At 54.1% G+C, this 21816-nt stretch carries 11 protein-coding genes; 2 read left to right on the top strand and 9 right to left on the bottom strand.

The features are described from left to right. Positions 1-68 precede the first annotated feature (68 nt). The 4 genes from BN348_RS07125 to BN348_RS07110 form a co-directional block, all read right to left on the bottom strand. Positions 69-707, bottom strand: a complete 639-nt coding sequence (locus BN348_RS07125; RefSeq protein ID WP_040197149.1) for an ATP-binding cassette domain-containing protein — start codon at positions 705-707, stop codon at positions 69-71. 18 nt (positions 708-725) lie between these two features. Then, positions 726-2150 (bottom strand): ABC transporter permease, encoded by a 1425-nt coding sequence (locus BN348_RS07120; RefSeq protein ID WP_040197148.1) that lies wholly within the window; start codon positions 2148-2150, stop codon positions 726-728. Positions 2151-2279: 129 nt separating this feature from the next. Further along, positions 2280-3398 (bottom strand): sensor histidine kinase, encoded by a 1119-nt coding sequence (locus tag BN348_RS07115; protein WP_040197147.1) that lies wholly within the window; start codon positions 3396-3398, stop codon positions 2280-2282. Then, positions 3395-4060, bottom strand: coding sequence for a response regulator transcription factor (locus BN348_RS07110; protein ID WP_040197145.1), 666 nt, complete (start codon positions 4058-4060; stop codon positions 3395-3397). The genes BN348_RS07115 and BN348_RS07110 overlap by 4 nt, the downstream gene beginning before the upstream one ends. Before the next feature lie 314 nt (positions 4061-4374). On the opposite strand from BN348_RS07110, the gene BN348_RS07105 reads away from it, so the two are divergent. After that, complete coding sequence (locus BN348_RS07105; RefSeq protein WP_320408671.1) at positions 4375-4719, top strand: response regulator; 345 nt, start codon at positions 4375-4377, stop codon at positions 4717-4719. A gap of 304 nt (positions 4720-5023) precedes the next feature. Here the strand turns inward: BN348_RS07105 and BN348_RS07100 are convergent, their stop codons facing one another. From BN348_RS07100 to BN348_RS07080, 5 genes are all read right to left on the bottom strand, one after another. Beyond that, complete coding sequence (locus tag BN348_RS07100; protein ID WP_242844320.1) at positions 5024-8194, bottom strand: PAS domain-containing hybrid sensor histidine kinase/response regulator; 3171 nt, start codon at positions 8192-8194, stop codon at positions 5024-5026. Positions 8195-8213: 19 nt separating this feature from the next. Further along, the gene (locus BN348_RS07095; protein ID WP_040197143.1) at positions 8214-8579 is read right to left on the bottom strand and encodes an Hpt domain-containing protein; all 366 of its coding nucleotides are present in this window, start codon (positions 8577-8579) and stop codon (positions 8214-8216) included. Positions 8580-8582: 3 nt separating this feature from the next. Then, positions 8583-12173, bottom strand: coding sequence for a response regulator (locus tag BN348_RS07090; RefSeq protein ID WP_040197142.1), 3591 nt, complete (start codon positions 12171-12173; stop codon positions 8583-8585). 70 nt (positions 12174-12243) lie between these two features. Continuing rightward, on the bottom strand, positions 12244-17241 hold the full coding sequence (locus tag BN348_RS13165) for a diguanylate cyclase domain-containing protein (RefSeq protein WP_052446794.1): 4998 nt from the start codon (positions 17239-17241) through the stop codon (positions 12244-12246). Positions 17242-17257: 16 nt separating this feature from the next. Then, positions 17258-19825, bottom strand: coding sequence for an EAL domain-containing protein (locus tag BN348_RS07080; protein ID WP_040197141.1), 2568 nt, complete (start codon positions 19823-19825; stop codon positions 17258-17260). A 262-nt stretch (positions 19826-20087) separates the two neighbouring features. On the opposite strand from BN348_RS07080, the gene BN348_RS07075 reads away from it, so the two are divergent. Next, positions 20088-21590 (top strand): hypothetical protein, encoded by a 1503-nt coding sequence (locus tag BN348_RS07075; RefSeq protein ID WP_040197140.1) that lies wholly within the window; start codon positions 20088-20090, stop codon positions 21588-21590. The last annotated feature ends 226 nt before the right edge of the window (positions 21591-21816 follow it).

Genomic DNA, 21816 nt, shown 5'->3' with positions numbered 1-21816 from the left:
TGTATCAGGCATACATTCTCTCCGCTTTTCGGCGTCTATAGAAATCAGCGTTGGATGCCGGCGAATCGCTACTGTGTTTTCACCGTCTGCAGGCTGCCGCGCTTCAATTTCAAAACCACATCCGCCTGCTTTGCCAGTTCATTTGAATGGGTCACAACGATCACGCACTTATCGAGTTCATGGGAGCTTTCCTTTAAGATGCCTGTGATTTCAGCCGCCGTGTCCTCGTCCAGGTTGCCCGTGGGCTCGTCCGCCAGGATAAACGGGGCGCCGGATGCCAGCGTGCGGGCGATGGCCACCCGCTGCTGCTGGCCACCGGAGAGCTTGAGGACATTGCGCTTCGCCTCCTCCGTCGTCAGTCCCAGCCGCTCCAGAATGGGCAGGGCGTCCTGCCGGGCGGTCAATTTCACGTTTTCCACCGGCGTCATATAATCGATCAGGTTATAGCTCTGAAAAATCAGGGAGACATGATTGCGCCGGTAATATTGCAGACCATGCCCGGCGATGTTTTCTCCGTCAAAAAGGATTTCACCTTTTGTCGGGGAGTCCAGCCCGCCCAAGAGGGAGAGCAGTGTCGTTTTGCCCGAGCCGGACGGCCCCAGAATCGCATACATCAATCCTGTTTCAAATACGGCATTCACCCCGGACAAGACCTTGTTTCCCTTCGCGTAGGAATAAAAGACCTCTTTGGTTTCTAAAACAGCCATTTGATATTTCTCCCCTCATCAACTCATTTTTGATAGAATTTCTCTGGGCTTCAGGCGCATAACCGACGCCGAGGAAATGCCGACCGAAAGAATGATAATGGCGAAACCGATGAGATAAAGCTCGGCCATATTGTCGAGTCCGATGGATACATCGAGCGGTTCCACCGAAGCATTCTTCTGTATCGATTCCCCGCCGTCGCCATTGTCATTGACAACAATGTCGTTCTGATTCGCGTCGTCCTTCATCTTAATTTGCAGCCCGTTATCGTCCTGCGGTACGGTTTGCTCTTCCTCGGACTGTACCTGCGCCTGTAACAGGCTGTTGCCAATCTGGCCCGCGATGAGGTTGCTGGAGAAGAAGGACAGCCCGAACGCGAACACCGCGATGAGGAGCACCTCCGCCAGATATTGGCCGATGATCGCAGTTTTTTTGATTCCAATGGAGAGCAGCACACCCGTTTCATGGATGCGGTTTTTTGCCCACATGGTCAGGATTAGGGACAGCACAACAGCGCTGACTGCCACAATCAGGATGAGAACGGTGGTAATCAGGGTTTGGAATTTTTCCAGCGGTGCGGCGGCCGCCTGGTAGGTTTTATTGTTTGTCTCCACCTTGAACGCCCGCCAGTCGATGGCGTCGTTCTGCTTGAGTCCGGCCACAATCCCGTCGAGCTGCGCCGGGTCGTTTACCCCAAATACGACGCTTTGGTAGCCCGCCGCAGAGTCTGACATCAGCTCCTGATAGGCTTCTATGCCGGAAAAGATTTGGTTTTCCAGTTTATCAAAGGAGTTGACGTTGGTATAGGCCTGCTCCTGTTTTACCACCTCAAACAGCCCGATGATTTTGATTTCGGTTTTTTCGCCGCCATCCACGGTTAAGGTGATGCTGTCTCCGATTTTCAGGCCGTTTTTTTCGGCCAAAGCCTTACTGATGACCGCCCCATGCCCGCCGTCCGCCGGCACATGGCTGCCCTCGACGAGCTTCAGCGTCTCATCCCGGAAGAGTTTGCTGTTTTCCGTGCCCGTTACAAACCGGCCGTACACCCGGTCTCTGTATTTGTCTTTGACGGGAACCGTACCGGGAATGACGTCCAGATTCGTGGCGACAAGGCATTGCGACATGCCGTCATAGCTCTTAATCCCGGCCGTTCCCATCACCTGATCGATGATTTCCTGGGTGACGGGCATCTTGGTGTCTATGGTAAAGTTGCCCTCTTCGTCGGTTTCCATCCTGTAATACGGATTGTTTTCCGAGTAGTCGGGCGCCATCTCAAATTCCCCGCCCAATGCGTAACGCAAATTGTCCTGCGTGACCCGTGTCGCCTTCTCAATGGAAAGCCCTGTCAGCACAAAGGTCGCCATCACCAGCAGAATGATGAACAGCAGAGCGCTTTTGCCTCTTTTTTTGGTGACGTATAAAAACGCCCGTTTGATAAAGCCCATATTGAACACCTCCATATTGATTGCAACATTAGAATAGCACGCCGGTATGGAGGCTGTATGAAACGTATATGGAATGGGTATGGAATGCAAAAAGCTCTCAGAATTCTCAGAGAGCTTTCACGTTTACAATTATAAATAAATTTCAAATCGCATGCCAGGCGGCTGCTCAATCGGACAAAAAGAATAGGAAAGATGCATTGCTTTTAAGAGCGTATCGACGATATACAGTCCCAGCCCGTTCCCGCCGTCATCGCGGTTCCGGGCATAGTCGGGCCGGTAGAAGGGCTCAAAAACATGCCGCAGGGATTCGGCCGGAATCGGCGTACATTCGTTTTCGACCACCAGGGCGGAATGATTAAAATAAACAGAAATTGTCTTGCCCGCTTCCGTGTAAGCGACAGCGTTGGCGAGAACGTTGGAGACTGCTTTGCCAAACGTCTGCGGCGGCAGTTGGACAGAAAATCCGCCTGACAAGTCCAAATTGAAAATGGTTCCGCGCGCTCTGGCGATCTGCTCATATGGTTCGCATAGCGGGGTCAGCAGAGATGGCAAATCGGTTTCTACCGGGGTCTCATGTATCAACGGGCTACCCAGCTTTGAGGTCTCCAAAATATCCCGAATCATCTCCGCCAGCCGCTCCGTCATTTCCTTGCATTCCGGCAGGTAGACGTCGAAATCTCGATATTTCCCAATGCCGAGGATCATATTCTCCAGTGTGGCGTTCAGGGCAGTGATAGGGGTTTTCAGTTCGTGTGAAGCCGCCCGCATGAAATCCATTTTGGACTGTTCCATTTCCCGTACACGCCGTTTTTCAATCTCCAAATTTTCAATGGTTGCCAGCAGGTTTTGATATAGTCCGTTGATATTGTCGGCTAACACGCCGATTTCATCCTTCATATGGAGCTCGCAAGCTGCGGTTTTGTCCATCTGTGCCATCCGCTCGGTGACGGCCGAGATTTGTTTGACCGGAACCGTAATTTGCCTGGAGAACAACAGGGAGCAGAGGACGGAAATCACGACGCAGCAGAAGAGCGAAATCGGAAGGACCCTTTGGATCATCTGCGTGATATACGGCGTCAAATTAAATTTTCCGGTGAGCATCATATCACCAGGGTCGGGGCTGGTCGATAGCTCCAGCGGCACCTGCGGGGTGAGAAAATACAGCAGCGCGTGGGCCACCAGTACAATAAACAGCAGCAGCCCCAAGGTATAGCAAAATGTTTTTGGGTAGATCTTCAACCGTTTCATTCTCTCACCTCATATTTGTATCCAATCCCTTTCACCGTGACAAGGCAATCGAGCCGGCATTTTTTGCGCAGGTTTTTGACATAGGTGTCAATGGTCCGGTCGATGATCGGATTTTCGTCGCCCCACAGTTCATCCAGAATCTGATTCCTTGTGAGTACCAGGCCCTTGTGCTCTACAAACAGCCGCAGCAAGTCGATTTCCTTGGGCGTCAATTCAATTTTTCCGTTCGGATCCCAGGCCGTATAGCCGGAAAAGTCCACGGTTACATCCCCAAAGTTCATCAAAGCTGGCAGGATACTTTGACCGCTTCGCCGCAGAAGCGCCGTGATCCGTTTTCCCAGCAGAACCATAGAGAAGGGCTTGGTGATATAATCGTCCGCCTCCTCGTCAAAGCTTTGCACCTGGGTATACTCGTCTTCAACCGCGGTGAGCATGAGAACGGGAAGAGGGCTTGCCCGCCGGATTTCGTGCAAAACGGCCAGCCCGGTCATTTTGGGGAGCATGATATCCAAAATGGCAAGGTCATCCTTCTCTTCTCGAAAAATCTGTATCGCCTCTGTTCCGTCATAGGCCGGAATGGTCTTGTGTCCGGCGGACCTGAGATACTCGCAGATGGCCTCGTTTGTCTTTTTATCGTCTTCAACAATCAGCAGCGTCGCCATAGAAACACCTCCTGTCTCAGAATACCATATCGATATGGAGGAAATATGAAATATACAGAGTTCTAAAATTGTAAAATTATTCCGTTGAATTTTGATCATATCGCAGTTCTAAAACTTCTGTTATATGCCTATGATTATTTTCCTGTCCATTTGTTATACCGTTAAATAGTATAGGGGCAGTTTAAGCAGCGATTCGGCAGATACTGTGTTCATGCGATGATTAAGGACGCCCTGGAACGTCGCCCTGTTCAGGAGAAAAAGGCCGATACGGAACAGCTGCCGGCTGGGAGGTATTCGTTGGCGGAGAATAACCGATTAACCAGAAAATCGTGACGGATCTGCTGCGTATGTACGACGCCGAGGTGGGATGCGCCGCTAACAGGGAAAAAGCGGTGAACCTGTTCACGGTCTTCCAGCCGAGCTGTACCGACGCGGTTCTGGTAGATATCCAGATGCCGGTGATAAACGGTCATGAGGCTTCACGGCAGATCCGGGTCTCCGTTCATCTCCGTGCTGCAGTATTCTCCGTTTTAGCACTTGCCGCCAACATCTTCAACGACGACATATCTAAAACACTTCCATACGGATTTCCCGCTGAATCAGCATCAGTTGCTCAGCACAATAAGCTAAAACACCGCGATATACCTTTTGGGGGATGATCTCTTTTCTCGAAACGCGGTAGTCCCTAACGTGACTCGTGGGTTAGAATCCCACCTCTTCCGCCAGAGCGTTCTGTAATGGGATGATTTTAGCGAATGGACCCATTACTTTTGCCTTGAGAGCTGTCACAGCTGCGAACTGACAGCTCTTTTTTATTTTGTATCAATTCTCTTTTTCGCATAGCTCTATCATAGCCACTGCCAAATCTGTAATCATCCGTAGTTCCTTTGGGTGCAGTCTTTTGCGATTTTTGTCAGCTCATTTTCAAAGGCTTCCCCTATCCAAAGACCGCCGCTAGTCAGATTAACGCTCGCTGTGTTCTGTATCCAAAGTCGGTGTTTCCGTATCCATCAACTTGCCCAGCGTTGAACAGAGTATGCCAATATCTACAGGCTTTGCAATATGTGCATCCATTCCTGCCTCAAGTGCCGCCGCAACATCCTCCTCAAATGCGTTTGCGGTCATGGCGATAATGGGAAGGGTTTTAGCGTCGGGTCTTTTGTTTGACCGTATGAATCGTGCGGCCGCATAGCCGTCCATCTCCGGCATCTGAATATCCATCAGGATGGCATCGTAAGTCCCGGGGACTGCGGTGCAAAACGACTCCACAGCCAGAGCTCCATTGCTCCTTACCACAGTCTCCGCCCCGCACATCTGCAGGATCTCACAAATGATCTCCGAGTTGATTGCATTGTCCTCCGCGATTAAAAAGCGACGCCCGGCAAAAAGGCCCTCCTCAATACCACCCGACGGCTGAGGTTCGGAGGTATCCCGCCGTTCGTCGGCAGGCGTGATCTCGCACGTTAACTCAATCAGAAAGGTAGATCCCATCCCCGGCGTGCTCTGCACCTCTATTTCGCCCTCCATCAAGTCCACCAGACCCTTAACGATGCTCAGGCCCAGGCCGGACCCCTCCACGCGGGACACGGCATTGCTGCGGACAAAGGGTTCAAAGAGATGGTCCTGAATATCTTTTTCCATTCCGACCCCTGTGTCGCTGGTGGTGAAACGATAACGCGCCCAATGCATGTCTCCTTGTGCGGCAAGTTCCTCGACGGATAGCCGAACTGTACCGCCCGGCGGCGTAAATTTGACCGCGTTGCCCAGTATGTTGATCAAAATCTGGCTGATGCGCAGGGCGTCTCCGTAAATAAAGGGATTTTTGATTTCGCTGAGCTGTATGTCATATTGGAGACCGGCCCGGTCGGCCTGGGGCGCGATGATGGCGCCGATCTGCTTTACCAGATCCGGCAGATAAATTTTCTCCCGGTTCAGCGTAATTTGGGCGCGTTCAATCCGATTCATATCCAAAATATCGTTGATTAAACTGAGCAGGTGATTGGAAGAGACGGATATTTTTTGCAGGCAGTCCAGGACCCGGCCTGTGTCGCCGATGTTGGCCTTGGCCAGCGTAGTCATCCCCATGATGGCGTTCATGGGCGTGCGGATATCGTGGCTCATGGCCGAAAGGAAATCGCTCTTGGCCCGGCTGGCTTCCCGGGACAGTTCCAGGGCCCGCTCTAACTCCGCCTTCGCCGCCCGCTCCGTGGCAAGCATATCGGTCACGTCGGAGCGCACCAGACAGACCGTCTTGTGGTTCTGATCGCCCCACAGTACGTTGACCTGCTTGTACCGCAAGCCGTCTTGCGCGCGGTAGGGCAGTACAAAATCATAGCCCTCGGGCTTTTGCATCAGACTGCCGAGCAGAGTCTGCAGGTGAAATTGCCGTTTCACCGTCTCGCGGCTCATAGCCGTCTCAAAATACCCCGCTAAGTTGTCCAGCACCGCGTTATAGTCCAGGGCAGTGTGGGGAGGCAGGTTTTCCAGGACCATCTGCCTGGTGTACATAGAAAACTCCCCCGTGACGGCGTCGATGAAGCAGGCCAGCTCACAGGTATAGGCTATTACCCGGAGCAGCCGCTGCTGCTCCCGGATGGAATCAGTGATGTCCGTCCTGGACAGGCACACACGGCCCAGCCGTAGGTCGATGGGGGAGACAGTCACATTTTTGGCTCGGACATCGCCCGCATCGTCCACCATTGAGAACGCAAACGTATAGGCCTGTCCATGCTGAAGCAGCGCCAACATACGCTGGGTGTCCAAATAATCCCGGTACTGCTCCCGGTCCCGGGGCACGACCCTGGATTCCAGCATTCCGGTCACCCAAGCCGAGTGGACGCCCTGGCGCGGGGGGACACAGTTTGCTTTCTCATCCTGGGAGAGTATGAGATACGTGTCCCTCTTCAGATTCAAATCCGCTACAAAGTCATAACCGGTGACGGAGAGCTGATGGACGATGCGGTCGGCAACGACCTGTTCGGTGATATCGATCACCGTAAGAATCCCGGTCACATCGCCGCTGTCCGGGGTTGACACCATATTCATCTCTATTTGCACATACCGGCCGGTATCCTCATTGGGAAGTTGGACAAAGAAATTCTTTACCTGCTTGGTTTCACCTCGTTGAAAAGCAGCCAGGGAAGGTTCTCGCAGGTAGGTGTCACGGAAAATACGCTGCTCCTTCCCGTCCACGACCAGGGTGGAAAGACCGTCAAAGAATGCCTCGCGGACGGTGCCGAAGGTCTCCAAAAGCCCTACGCCGGTCTGGTCGCTGATCTGAATGATCCGGTCTTGGGTAATATTGCAGTGGCCCGTCACCAGCACGTTGGGGTCGGTCCTCTGATGGTGGCGCAGCAGCAGCTCGTTGTACTGTTGCCGGACACGGGCGCGCTCCTCCCGCTCCTTTGTCATATCGTTGTAGACGGAATAAATTTTCCGCTCTCCGCCCTCGTGCTCGATGAGGGAGAGGGTATTCTTTACCCACACGTAGTCCCCTGAGCCCTTCAGAAGCCGGTATTCGATCTCCCAGTGGCTTTTCCCGCTGGCAAAGTACTTCTCCAGTTCCGTCTGGACACGCTCCAGGTCCTCCGGGTGGACCCCTGTCAGGGCGTCTTCACGATACAGCTTCCAGGTTTCTTCCAGCGGCATCTCCGTGGTTGCCGCAAGCCCTTCCGATATATACTCAGGGATGATACTCCCGTCCGTTTCATAGCGGACCACCACCACGCCGCCGGGGAGGTTTTTCAGAGTGTTTTGAAAGTACTGCTCCAGCCGCCGCTGCTCGGTCACATCACTGTATGCCACGTACAGGAACTCGTTCCCATCAGGCCGCACCCTCCGGGAACCCTCTATTTGGATCCACCGGTATTCTCCCAGTCCGTCGTGGAAAACCCGGCAGGTATGCCGCATCATCTCCCCGCCGTTCAGCAGGTCGTTCAGGGTTTCCAGCAGCGCGGCGCGGTCGTCCTCATGGATGCCGATAAAGGTCACCTGCTCCTTGACTTGAGCAATATGCGTGTTGTTATACCCCAGCACTTTATAAAAGGCGGGATTATGATACTGCGGGTAAAGCCGCCTCTGTTGTACCTGGTAGATGCACAGACCGCTGGGGATGCTGTCGAGGACCGCTCTCAATTCGTTGGTCAGTTCCATTTTACTCCACCTCTTTCAGCAGCTCCACCAGACCGGCGGCCCGTTCAAATTCTTCCTTTACGGACTGGAACAGGACGGCGCAATCCTCCCCCGGCACTCCGGTGCGCAGAGACTCTACGATGGCGCAAATCGCCTGATAAAGCCGTGTCAGACCAAGGTTGCCGGCCATACCCTTTAATGTATGGGCCGCGTCAAAAGCGGCGGGGTAGTCGCCGGCCTGTAATGTCTGATCCAGTTTACGTAGATTCTCATCCCGTGGCAGCATGGAGAGTATTTTCAAATATATCTTTTCGTTGCCCATAAATCGGGACATTGTGGTTTCATAGTCAATACCGTATTTCTGAAAGACTTCTTTTAGATCTGCCATTTTCTATTCCTCCTCCTGGCTTAAAATAAAGTCGTAGAGGACCTGATACAACCTCTCCGGTTCAATGGGTTTGGCCAAATGCGCGTTCATGCCGGCCGCCTTGCTCTTTTCCATGTCGTCGTCAAACGCATTGGCAGTCATGGCGATGATGGGGATGGTTTTGGCGTCAGCATTGCTCATGTGGCGGATATTATTGGCCGCCGTCAGGCCATCCATCTGCGGCATTCGGATATCCATCAAAATAGCGTCGTAAAAGCCTGCCTCGGTTTTGCTGAACAGCTCGATTGCCCGCAGCCCATTCTCTGCCGTGTCCACGGAAAAGCCTTTGCTTGCAAGCAGGACCATAGCCACTTCGGTGTTGATGGCGTTATCCTCGACCAAAAGGATCCGGCGTCCGGTAAAATCAAAGACCATAGGCTTATTTCCTGCGCTGATTTCCTCTTTTTCACCCAGCGCCTTGGAGAAAGCGGAAATCAGGGAGGACTTGAACATGGGCTTGCTCATCAGCAGATTGACGCCTGCCAACGTGGCCTCGTGTTCGATGGAAGCCCAGTCATAGGCCGTTATAATAATGATGGTGACCTCCGGCCCCACAATAGCACGGATGCGCCGGGCAGTTTCGATGCCGTCGATATCCGGCATCTTCCAGTCGATGAGGATCATATCGTAATGCTTTCCTGTGTTCCACATCGATTGTACCCGTTCGATGGCCTTGCGTCCGCTGTCTACCCATTCGGCGGTGATTCCCATTTCCTTGAGTGTGTCCACGGCGCTTTCGCATACCGCCACATCATCGTCCACCACCAGAGTCTTCAGAGCGGAAAAATTGGGGAGCGCCTTTTTCCTGTTGTGGCGGAGCAGCTCCTCCTCCGTGATGCCCAATTGTACATCCACTGTGAACTCAGACCCAATGCCCTTGATGGACCGCACGGCGATCTTTCCGCCCATCATGTCCACGATGTTCTTGGAGATGGCCAGCCCCAGCCCGGTGCCGCCGTACACGGCCGTAGTGCCCATGGACTCCTGGGCGAAGGGCTCGAACATATGGTGGAGAAAATCCTCGCTGATTCCGATCCCGGTATCGTTGACGATAAAGCGGAGGGTGGCGCCGCTCTTGCCCTTTCTATGGGCCGCAGCGGAGAAGGTGACCTTACCGCCCTCGCCGGTGAACTTGATGGCGTTGGACAGGATGTTAAGCAGCACCTGTTGGAGCTTCATGGCGTCCCCCATATAAAAATCGTCCAGGGTGGGGTCCACGATGCACTCATACTCCACGCACTTTGCCGCCGCCTGGCCGTAGCAGATGGCGTTGAGCCCGTTTAGAAAGTCCTCAATAGGGATCTTATCATTTTTCAGCAGCATTTTGCCGCTCTCGATTCGGCTCATATCCAGGATGTCGTTGATGAGGGAGAGCAGGAAGCGGGAGGAGATGCCGATTTTGGAGATACAGTCGGCCACGCGCTCCTCGTTATCGATGGACTGGGCGGCGATGGCGCTCATGCCGATGATGGCGTTCATGGGGGTGCGGATCTCGTGGCTCATGCGGGAGAGAAAGTCCGTCTTGGCCGCGTTGGCCTGCTCTGCGGCGGCCAGGGCGGCGGCCAAAGCCTCCTTCTGCTGCTGCTCCTGGCGGATGATGTCAGTGACGTCGGTGCGCGCGATGCACACCCGGCCCAGCTCCCGGCTGATATAAAAGACCTGATACCGCTTGACCCGGGTATTCCCGTGCCCGTCACGGGTCTCTGCCATAAAGCTGTAGCTGCCCTGCTCGGCTAATTCACGCTGCATATAAGCGGGATCCAGCTTGGCAAGATATTTCTGTCCCGCCGCGGTATCCATCGTAGTGTCCGCAATGGTCTCCGCCTCCGCCTGAAAACGTCCTTTCGCCGGCATGAGGGTCTCCATACCGGCGTGGTATGAGACCACATGGAAGGTGTCCTGCCGGATGTCGATGTCGGACAGGACCTCATAGTCCAGTTCGGTCACTTTGCTCAGAAGCTGCTCCTGTATTTTTTGCTCCGTGATGTCGATGGTGTAGAAGAATGCGATCACATCACCGCTCTCCGGATTTTGGTGATACTTGAAGCTGGTCCTGCTCCAAAAAGCACTGCCGTCATTTCGTTTTCGCAGAAATTCAAAATGGAGGTCTGTTTTACCGGCGGAAAACTCATTTAGTACCTGTGTTCTTTCAAGTGATTGACGCAGGTATTCCTCATATGCCGCATCTACGGCTGAGTCCGCCAGTTGACTAACCGCCTGCTCGTAGGTGTCTCCCGTCCGGGCGATGGCGCAATCGGCTGTGGATTGATAGCTCTCGACCCTGTCCTGTGTGACATTGACCCGCCCCTGGATGCTGCCCTCCAAGGAAGCGGCCTGAGCAAAGTAGGTCAGTTCCTTTTCGTACAGTTCCCGGATGCGTTCCTGAGCCAGTTTCTCGTCGGTGATATCCACGAGGAATCCGTAAAAATACGGCGCCCCGTCGTCTCCGGGCATCACCTGGGTCTTCAGCGAGATCCATTTGACGCGTCCGTCCTTACAGACAAGACGGTGCTCATCCTGTATGGTATTGTCCCGGTTCTCCTCCGCCAACAGCTTGTCCCGCACAGCCTCCAGGTCGTCGGGATAGATCACGGCGGCGATCTGATTACCCAGGGCGGTAAATTCCTCCCGGGTATAGCCCAGCAGTTCATACAGCCCGTCGTTGGCGTCCGCGACGGAAAAATCCACATCATACCTGACGCGGAACACCGCGCCGGGGACGTTGTTATAGAGATGTACGACCTCGGCCTGGGCCTTTTTCTGGGCCGTAATGTCGATGCATACGGAGATGATGGCCGGCTTGCCGTTCTCCGCCGTGACTTCGCGCCCCAGGTCGTGGACCCAAATATAGGAGCCGTCCTGGCGCTTCATCCTGTACTCCACCATGTACTCCCCGCGCTCCGCTATTTGACGGGCTACTTCCTCGTCCACTTTGGCCCGATCGTCCGGGTGCATACAGTTGGAAACCATACCCTCGATATCTGCAACAAACTCCGCCTCGCTGGCATAGCCCAGATACTTCAACATCCGGTTGTTCACAAAATAGAAGGGGAATCCCTCCTCGATATACCCGCCCATCATACCGCCGGGCAGGGAGTCGTTGAGCAATTCCTGTCTCTGTCTGGCGACGTGCTCCATCACCAGGGCGCGGGGATAATGCTCTTCGCCCCGTTGGCTGCTGCTGGGCTCGGAAAACCACAGGGTGCGCAGCCGCCAGGCCCCCCGCTGCCGGACCAGGGTAAAGAATCCCCGCAGCCGCCAGCGATACTGGGTATTCTTGAGAAGCATCCCCACGGACAGATTGCGGATGTCCTGGCTGATCTCCTGCTCTTGAAAGAGCGTAAGCTCCACCGTGAAGGGCTCGGGGATCTCCTGGATGTCCCGGACCAGGTAATCTCTCATCTCCTGGGGGCTGTGGGCAAACTCGTCCTCCCCAGTCCCCACAAAGCAGAACTCATCGCCTAAAAAGGCATAGACCTCCTCGGCGTTTCTCCGCTCGAACCAGGCGCTGCAAAAAGCCTGAAAGGTCTCCCAGGCCGTCATTGTTTTTTCCATCGATCTCATCCTTTCCATTACCAACAATGGTCTTGCTCACGCCGGCCGCCGCTGGGTATGGTGTTTTCTTTTAAGACTTTTCCTGCGCTTCAGAAAAAGGCTCTGTGAACGAGTAAAAGTTTTTGTCGCTTTTTTTGATCCTGTACATGGCTTGGTCGGCGCGGGAGAGAAGTTCCTTTTCATCCTGACCATCCCTGGGATAGACGCTGACCCCGATACTTGCAGTCATTTCAACAAACAGGTCCTCTGAGAGCTGGAAAGGCTGCCTGATCTCAGAGAGAATCCGATCGCAGACGTGCCGGATCTCTTCGTCCGCTCTGATTCGGCTCAACAGCAGAACGAACTCGTCACCCCCCATACGGAACACGATATCGCTGCCGCGCACAGCACGGATCAGCCGTCTGGCTGTCTCCTCCAATACCAGATCACCCTTTTCATGGCCATAGGTGTCGTTGACCTCTTTGAATCCATCCAAATCCAAGTAGAGGACAGCAAGCAGCTGTCCGCTGGTTTCTGCCTCCAGGAGCAGCCGGGATAGGATTTTGTGAAACAGTCTGCGGTTGGGAAGTCCGGTGAGAGCGTCGTAGTTTGCCATATGGGCCAACTTTTCCTCCGCCCGCTTGCGCACCTTGATCTCCTCCAGCAGCGCCTTCGTCCGCTCGTCTACCAGAAAGCGCAGATGCTCATATAAATAGGCATTTTCAAGAGAAATAGCCAGCTGTGCCGCAATGGGCATAAGATTTTCTTTTCTTCGCTGGTCAAAGACGCCCGCGGCCAGGTTATTTTCCAAGTAGAGGATGCCCTTTAGCTCCCCCTTACTGAGGATGGGCATACAAAGGACCGACTTGCAGTGGTTCTCTTTAATATGGATGTCCTTCCCGAAGACTCTGGAGTTCTCACCGTCTTCCAGGATCACGGCCTCCAGCGTTCTCTCCACATACGACACGATGCTCAGCGGAATATCCCGGCCCTCCGCCGGCCGCTTTGATACGATGCATACATCCTTGGCCCCGGAATGACCCTCCGCCTGGATCTCATACCCGGAATCCGTCTGGCTTAGATAGTAGATATGCTGTGCTCCCGCACATTCCAGGAGACTGTGGATCAGCTTTTCCAGGATGCCTTCCAGTTCAAGCTCCTCCGAAATGGCTTGGGATGCCTTCAGCACAGAGCGCATATCCAGCGAAGCGGTGGTGCGGATGGAAGCTTCCGACAGGGTACTCTGCCGGCTGTCGTTCTTCCACAGGCCGGCCAGATCCGGGTAGTCCTGCCGCATCCGGGCGCACTTGCCCTCTGCTCCCCAATGGCCGTACAGCCGGTAGGTATCCGTCAGATAATTTCTGGCCGCCGACTTGATCCCGAGTCTTTCATAGCGCAGCGCGGTCACATCGCAGAGGATGGCATGATGAAGGCTGCGGTCATGCTTTTTCGCGGCCTCCAGAGCCTCTTCGTAGAGCCACAGGGCCTCTCCGATACAGCCCTCCGCCGTTTTCCGCTCCGCCTCGATCACAAGATAGAGATGTCCATAATTGCAGAACGCGTCGTTACTGCGTTCCTTCAGCCAATCCTGGTTTTCCTCCAGGACACGCAGAAAGCGGGACCTTGTTTCCGGCTCATAATCCCCTGTCTCCAGAACCTGGCAGATGGACAGGGAATACAGGAAATTGTGGAGCGCCACGTTGTAAAAGCTGGAGACATACGGGAGCAGGGGCACAGCGTCCCTGCACAGCCGGCAGGCCGTGGAATAATCCCGGTAGATCACTGCCGACAGGGCCCGAATGACATGGTAATAGCTGATTGCCTGCAGATTATGGGAAAACTGCTCCAGATGCACCTGTTCGGAAAATCCGTCTCCATCAAAGCTTCCGGTGAGGGAGAGCTCCCCGCGAATACTCCTGCACAGCTGCTGAAAGCTCAAAAAACTGCCCAAAGCATGGTCGCTGCCGGTCTTTTCCGCAAACTTGACTCCGGCCTGTACCTCATTCCACAGCTCCTCCACATGGGCCGCGCTTTCCAGGACCGCCATCATGAGCCCATAATAGCCATAGCAGGCGTACTCAAAGTCTCCCATCTGGGCGTTGCCCTTGATGGACTCCTTTGCATAGGGAATTTCATTGACCACATCTTCGAACCAATGACCGGTATGGAGGGCAAACATACAGTAGATGGAGTGGATTACTTCCCTGTACCGGTGCTTTTCGGCCAGACGCATAGCCGACCTGCCGGCCGCGTAAGACGTCCGGTAATCCCTGCGCAATTCCCCCAGAGGCATCATCAGATTGGAATACATCTGCAGCGCATGGGGTGTATAGCCATGCCGGAACATGCGCCGCACAGCTGTAAATACCGTCCAGTAGGAATAGTCGGGATGAAAGAAAAAGGTCGGACCGCACAGGCGGCAGAGCAATTTACTGATCCCGGCTTCCACCGGGTCTTCGGCTTCTTTGAGATTCAGGATATCTTCCGCTCCAAGAGCCTCCCGCTCCCGATAAAAGGATGCGATATCCTGCTCCAGGGTCAGCTTAATATTTTCACCGGGGAAGGTAACTCCCAGCTGTTCAAGCAGGGCGAGTCCGATCTCAAAGGCGTCTTCATACCGGCCACGGTTGGAGAAGCTTGATATCTGCAGACGGCAGCTGTCTACCAGCTCGGTGGGCTCCGTCACCAGATTACAGAGCGTCCCGTAGATCCGGTCGCTTTCTTCTTCTTTTACCAGATTGCACAGCGCAGCATGATATTCCATGTAGACTTTGGTGAGGAACGGGCGGTTTTCCGGGCGCTTTAACTCCGGCTGGGAAAGCAGGAGGTTCAGGTACCGCTCCGCCGTGTCGAAGGCGGATACCAGCCCGCACCGGTGCGCCGTCCCCAGCAGGAACTCCTGAATCCGGCGCCGTTCTTCCGGATCCTTCGCCTCCCCAAGCCCCATTGCGTAGTGGTCTGCAATCTCAAACGCCCGTTCGTCCAGATCGCCTGCGGCGCGCGAGTGTTCCTCATACCGCTTTCCAAGCTGGTAATGGACACTTGCCCGCGCCTTCTCAGACAGGGCCGTATAGAACACCTGCTGGAACCGGTCGTGGGCAAACTGATACATGGTCTGCAGGCCGGTTTTCCCATCCTTCTCCATGGGATACACTGCCTCCTGTGCCACCGCCGTAATCAGCCTGCGGTTGATTTCGCGTTCCGGCAGGCCGCAGACAGCGGACAGATCCTCCACAGAAAAGCTCTGACCGATGCAGGCGCCAAAGGACAGCAGGGATATTGTCTCCTCCGAAAACTGGTTCAGATTTTCTGTCAGGAAGTCCACTACATTCTCCTGAGCGGGGCAGGCCCGGATCTCCGCCTCCTTCCAGCTCCAGCTTCCGGTGTCCATATCCAGCTTCAGATAGCCTTTTGAATGGCACAGCCGCAGAAACTGCTTGATGTAAAATGGATTTCCCTTGGTCTTCTTATAAAGGATCTCCGCCAGCGCGGAAGTTGTGTCCGCTTCCGCTTTGAATATGTCTCCCAGCATCTGTGCGGTGCTCTCCGGGTCCAGCCCTATCAGGTTGAGCTGCGTGACCCGACCGCCCCGCTGTATGATTTTCTTCAGGGTGAGGGTGAGCGGATGTTCGCTGCTTACCTCATTGTCGCGATAGCACACGATGATCATCAAATCGTGAATATCCTCATTTTTGAACAGCTCTTCCAGAATTTCTAGGGAGCCCATATCCGCCCGGTGCACATCGTCCAAAAACAGAACCAGGGGATGCTCCGGCGCAGCCAGCAGGTACAGGAGCTGTTCCAGTACGGATTTGAACCTGGTCCGCTCCTCCAGCGGCCCCATATCCTCAGGAGTTGGCTGATCGCCGGTCAACAGGGCCATCTCCGCCACCTTACCGGTCAGCAAAGCGGCGTCGCCGCCCAAGTGCTCCGACAGCATCTGCTTCCACCTGCCGATACTCTCCTCCGGCTCCATAAAGATCATGCTGCAAAATTGTTTGATGGCCTCAAAGAAGGCAAAGTAGGGTACATTGGCGTGATACTGGTCAAACTTCCCTTGTAGAAACATACCGTTAGTCCGCTGAGCCTCCTCCTGAAGCTGATTGACCAGCGAGGTCTTTCCAATGCCGGAATAGCCGCTGATGGAGACAAGGATCTTGGAACCGGACGCCACTTCTTTGAAGTCACTCTTCAGTTGGGCGATTTCATCTTCCCGCCCATACAGCCGGTGGGCGAATTCAAAACGCCGGCTGAAATCCTTTTCGCCAAGGACGAATTCCTTTTCCCTTTGGCACCGTGTCAGATCATAAAGAAGGCCCTCGCTGCTTAAATAGCGGTCTTTTGCCATCTTGGACAGGAGCTTGTCTATGACGGCCGCAAGCATGGGCGGCACATTAGGTAATATTACGCGAAGATCCGGCGGTGTCTTCGCAATATGAGAAAAAACCAGCTCTGTGGGAGTCTCGGCGTCAAATGGATGACGCCCCGTCAGCATTTGATACAAGGTTATGCCCAGGGAATAAAAATCCGCGCGATAATCCAGCTCCGTATTCATTCGTCCGGTCTGCTCCGGGGCGATGTAGCGGAGAGTTCCCTCAATATTTTCAAGTCTGGTCCCCGACATCTGTTCATGTATAAACATGGAGGAGATACCGAAGTCCAGCAGCGCCACCCGGCCGGACTCCGCGTCGTACATAATATTGGAGGGGTTCACATCTTTGTGGATGACACCCGCCTTGTGGATGTCCCGCAGGCCCATCACCAACTGTTCCGCAATCCGGTAGAAATCCGACATCTCCAGGGCGCCCTGTTTCAGCAGCCTGCTCAGCGTGATCCCCGGACAGAATTCCTCCACCAGACAGTAGCGCCCGTCCAGTGTGGCCTCGCCAAGCGCCTTTACCACATAAGGGCTGTCTATCCGCTGCATGATCTGATATTCCCGCCGCATCCGCGCTGTTTCCTCCTGTGTCATGGGCTCCTGGCCTCCGGTCTTAAGTACCACCCGATTGCCGGTGCTGCCGTCCTTTCCGCGTAGCAGCTTGCTGGAAGGAGAGATATATATCACTTCTAAATTTGTATATTGACACATCACATGCTCACCCCTTTCATGAAAGGTACTCGTCCTTACCGCCGGCCTTTGCAGCATACATGGCCTCGCGAGCCCGGCGTATGATTTCATCCAATGGTTCCTCTGCATTCCAAAGTGCTGTACCGGCAAAGCAGGCCACCGAATCCGGATCCACGTAACGGCTCTCATAATAAGCCCGGAGTATAGCCGTTTCTTTCTTATGAGCAACTTCTATGGAGCTTATGTGGCGCATCACAACAAGGAATTCATCCCCGCCCATTCGGACCAGCACATCGTCCGCCCGGGTGTGGGCACGAAGAAGGGAGACGAAGTGGAAGATCAAATGATCGCCCTCCACATAGCCATACTTCTCGTTGAATGTTTTCAAATCGTCCAGTTCAAACAGATAAACAGTGGAGGAAGGCTCATGCCGCAGTGATTCGGCGATGGTGTACAGCCCCCGGCGGTTGAGCAGGCCGGTCATAGTGTCTCTGCAGGACTCATCTTGAAGAGAACGCATCCGTACCTGAAGCGTGTGGATACTCATCGCCCGCAGGACCCGCCTGCGCAGCGACTCCTGACTGTGGGGCTTAGCTGCATAGTCGGCGGCGCCCAGTTCCATGGCCCTGCGTTCCAGTTCCATATCCAGCGGTCCCGTGGCGATGCACGGCGTTTCCCAGGCGCCCCGCTCCTTTTGAACCGCAGTCAGGATATCAGTGCCGCCTTGGAGTGTTAAGCTAAGAATCACAGCCGACATCTGATACGGACGGTTTCCCAGGATCTTAACTGCCTCCTCATAGCTGTCCGCCTCCAGTACCTTGAAGCAGTCGGAGAAGGTCCCGCGCACCTGGGCGCGGTATTCCTCGTCCTCATCGGCCACCAGCAGGACTCTGTTCATGCGGTCCGCAGAACCGGCAGAGCGGCTGTTTTCCATGTCTGCGGGAGGGGCCTGCGCTGTCAAGACGGAAACAAAATTTTCCACAGGCATGGGTTTGGCAAAATAATAGCCTTGGGCGTAGTCACACCCGTCGTTTTGAAGCCGCTCCAACTGCTCCCGGGTCTCCACGCCCTCCGCCACCACGCTCAATTTCATCCAACGGGCCAGGTCCACGATAAAGCGCAGGATGCCCTGGCCGGTGGGTCTTGTGATCTCGGTCTGGATAAACTTCATATCCAGCTTCAGCACGTCAATGGGCATTTCCGTGAGCATATTCAGCGAGGAATAGCCGCTTCCAAAGTCATCCATCTCAATGACGAAACCCAGCCTGCGCAGAGTGCTCAGCGTCTCGATAAGCTGTCTTGAGGTGTCAGTGTACGCGCTCTCCGTAATCTCCAAGTGCAGACGGGAGGGGGAAAGTCCGTGCCGCCGAACGAGCCCCGTCAGGACGTCAGCCAGATCCGCGTTGTAAATATCCATCCGGGAGACGTTGACGGATATGTTGATGCTGGGATAGCCCTTCCGGTCCCATTCCTGGAGCAGAGCGCAGACCCGCTCCCAGACATATTGGTCCAGTTTTGTAATAAAGCCGTTGTGCTCAAAGATGGGGATGAACTCCCCAGGCGGCTGCAGGCCCCATTCCGGGTGGTTCCAGCGCACCAGCGCCTCGGCCCCCGCCAGCCGGCCGTCCCGGATCTGGTACTTGGGCTGCAGGTAGACCTCAAACTGTCCCGTGGACAGGGCCGTTTCCATGCCGTCCGTGATGGCCTGCCTGCGCAGCAGCGTACCACGCAGCTTATCGTCGTAGAGGGCAAAGTGCTTGCCGTACTTTCCCTTAATGCTGTGCGCCGCCAGCAGCGCCCGGTCACACATCTGCTCTACGGAAACCTCCCGGTCCTCCACAGCGTAGATGCCATATTTCATAATCACGTTCTGATTGCCGAAGCCGCTGTTGATCCGGCTGTCGGAGTGGGTAAACATCTCGTCCGCATAGTCCTCGCGGTGCTCCAGAAGACAGGCGAACTGGTCCGCGCTCAGGCGGCCGCAGATCCCGTGATCCCCCAGCCGTTGGGTGCAGAGCTCCGCCACCTGCCGCAGCAGGCGGTCGCCCGCGGCCATGCCGAAAGTATCGTTGATTAGTTTGAAGTCCTCAATGTCGGAACAAAGGATATCATATTTCACATCCGGATTCCGAAACAGGATATCCCTGACCTGCTGGCAGAAATATTCCTTGCTGTACACCCCGGTGACCCGGTCATACTGGATCTGATGGATGAGGGCGGAGGTCTCCCGCAGGCGGATAATGCTGGCTGCCCGGTGTAAAATGACCTGGGCGCGGTAGGGCTTGGTAATGAAGTCTGTGGCCCCGTTGGAAAGCGCGGCCACCTCATCCGCCTCACTGTTGTTGGACGTTGTGACAATGACCGGGATCGAATTCAGCCTGTGGTCTGCTTTCAAATGCTTCAAAAAGGTGTAGCCATCCATGACCGGCATAACAATATCCAACAGGATCAGAGAGATTCCCTCTCTGTATTTCTCCAACAGCGACAGGGCCTGTTCGCCATTTTCTGCCTCCAAAACCGTGTATTGAGAAGACAGAATGACGCACAGCGCCGCCCGGTTGATCTCATTGTCTTCAACCACTAAAATTTTTCTCTCGAATAGCATTGCTCACACCCAATCCTTTATATTATTCATGCAGATATGTATATAATCCAATTGCAAATGATACAAACTTGTCATTTTAAATGACAGTTAATGAACTTTATCGCTCTCAAACTATAGAATACTTTATTTTTAAGCAAAATTCAAGAGCATATCCGTATTTGACAATGACACTTTACTTTCATTTTAAATGACAAATGATGCGAATTTTATTGCAAACTTAATCACTTTAAGGTATACTGGTATAAAAAAGGAGGATGAGACTGTGCAGTTCTATGAAAAGCTGATTTTTGTCATGAATTTGACCCAAACGACGAACCGGGAGTTGGCCTTGGCAGCGCAGGTAGACCCCTCCATCATCAGCCGATTCCGCAGCGGGAAGAGAGGGCTTCCGCGTAATCTGGAGCTGCTGCGCAGCATGTCGGATTTTCTTGCCGAACGCTGTACCGGCGAATATCAGAGAAGAGCTCTGTCGGAGATGGCGGGGGTCAGACGAGTCCTCATGGACAAGCAAGATCAACTGTCAGAATTTTTATTTTGCTGGCTGTGCGGTGACGATGACGGAGTGGACCGCTTCATGCGAAGCTTTGAATCGCTGACCATTAAGGGGGTTGCGTCCAACTCCACCTTGGAAGCCACAACCATCAGCCGTAAAGGGAATTTTATCCATTTTGGAAATGAGGGAAAGCGTGCCGCGGTGCGGTCCATGTATCAACACCTGCTGGCCCGGCAGGAACCGGGCACGATCTGCATTCTTGCCGATGAGACCGACGATTGGCTGATGGAGGATTATGATTTTACCTCCCAAATGCAGGCCTGGCTGCTGGACTGTATCCGGCGGGGCTTTCAGATCTGCCACATCATTCCACCGATCTACTCGGGCGATCAGATCCTGGAATCCCTGGCCCGCTGGATCCCTCTCTATATGACCGGCAAGGTAAAAGCCTATTTTTATCCTCATATCCGCGACCGCCTTTACCGGCACACCATCATCATGCAGCCCGGACAAATCGCGATTGCGTCCCATTCCATGGCGGGCGAGCCCACCAGTTACGCCACGATGCTGACCACAGACCCGGGGGTGCTCCGGGCGACGGAAGCAGAGTTTCAGGCCTATCTCGCCCTGTGCCGACCTATGCTGAATACTTACTCGGAACCCCAAAAGCTGTTCCAGTGCTTTATGAAATTCCTATCCCCCCAGGGCTTCCGCATACAAAAGCTGATTTCTTTGTCCTCAGTGACCGCGCCCTTTGAACTTGTCGCGGACTCCATCGGAAAAAGAGAAGATCCCGAGCAAAAACGCCTGGGCGAACTTTATCTGCAAGAGATGAAGCGGCTGGAACAGGAGCAGGACCAGTACAATCTGATCGATATCGTTCACCTGGCCAGCGCTGACCAGGTCCGTGCCGGCACAGTGCCCATCACCGCCACCTGCTGGTCGGTCGGCGCCCTTTACTATACCCCGGAAACCTATACCCTGCACTTGAAGAAGATTTTGCACATTTTGGACACTCACGAAAACTATCACTTTGTCCCCCTGGAAGGGTCTGTTGAACAAGAGAGCTCCCTTATGGTCAAGGAAAATCACAGAGCTCTTCTGGTGCATACTTCGGAGCCCTTTACCGTCTTTGAGATCTCCCAGCCTGAGATCGTGGCCCTATACCGGGAGTACCTGCTTCGCCTGGCGGAGAAAGTAGGATACGCGGGCATTCACCGAACGAAGATTAAGTCCCGGCTTCGGGAACTGATCCGGGAGTTGGAGGAGTGACACATGAAAACGCGGCGTTAAAACCAGTCTCTGTTGGCTTCGGTCAAAGCAGTAAAGGGAAATAATGGATAGGGAAAACAACGATTATTCACATCCCTGATTTCCGGCACGGCGGAACTGGTCCGCAAGGGCGCGTGGGTTCGAATCCCACCGCAAAAATATCTTTTTTATGTGTCTCTCACAGATGAAAATAGCCGCAACATCGTGCTTTTACCAAAAAGGGCGT

This window comes from Candidatus Soleaferrea massiliensis AP7 (assembly GCF_000820765.1).
GTDB lineage: Bacteria > Bacillota > Clostridia > Oscillospirales > Ruminococcaceae > Soleaferrea > Soleaferrea massiliensis.
The sequence above is the reverse complement of the archived record's forward strand: the minus strand, read 5'-3'. Positions and strand labels throughout refer to the sequence as shown.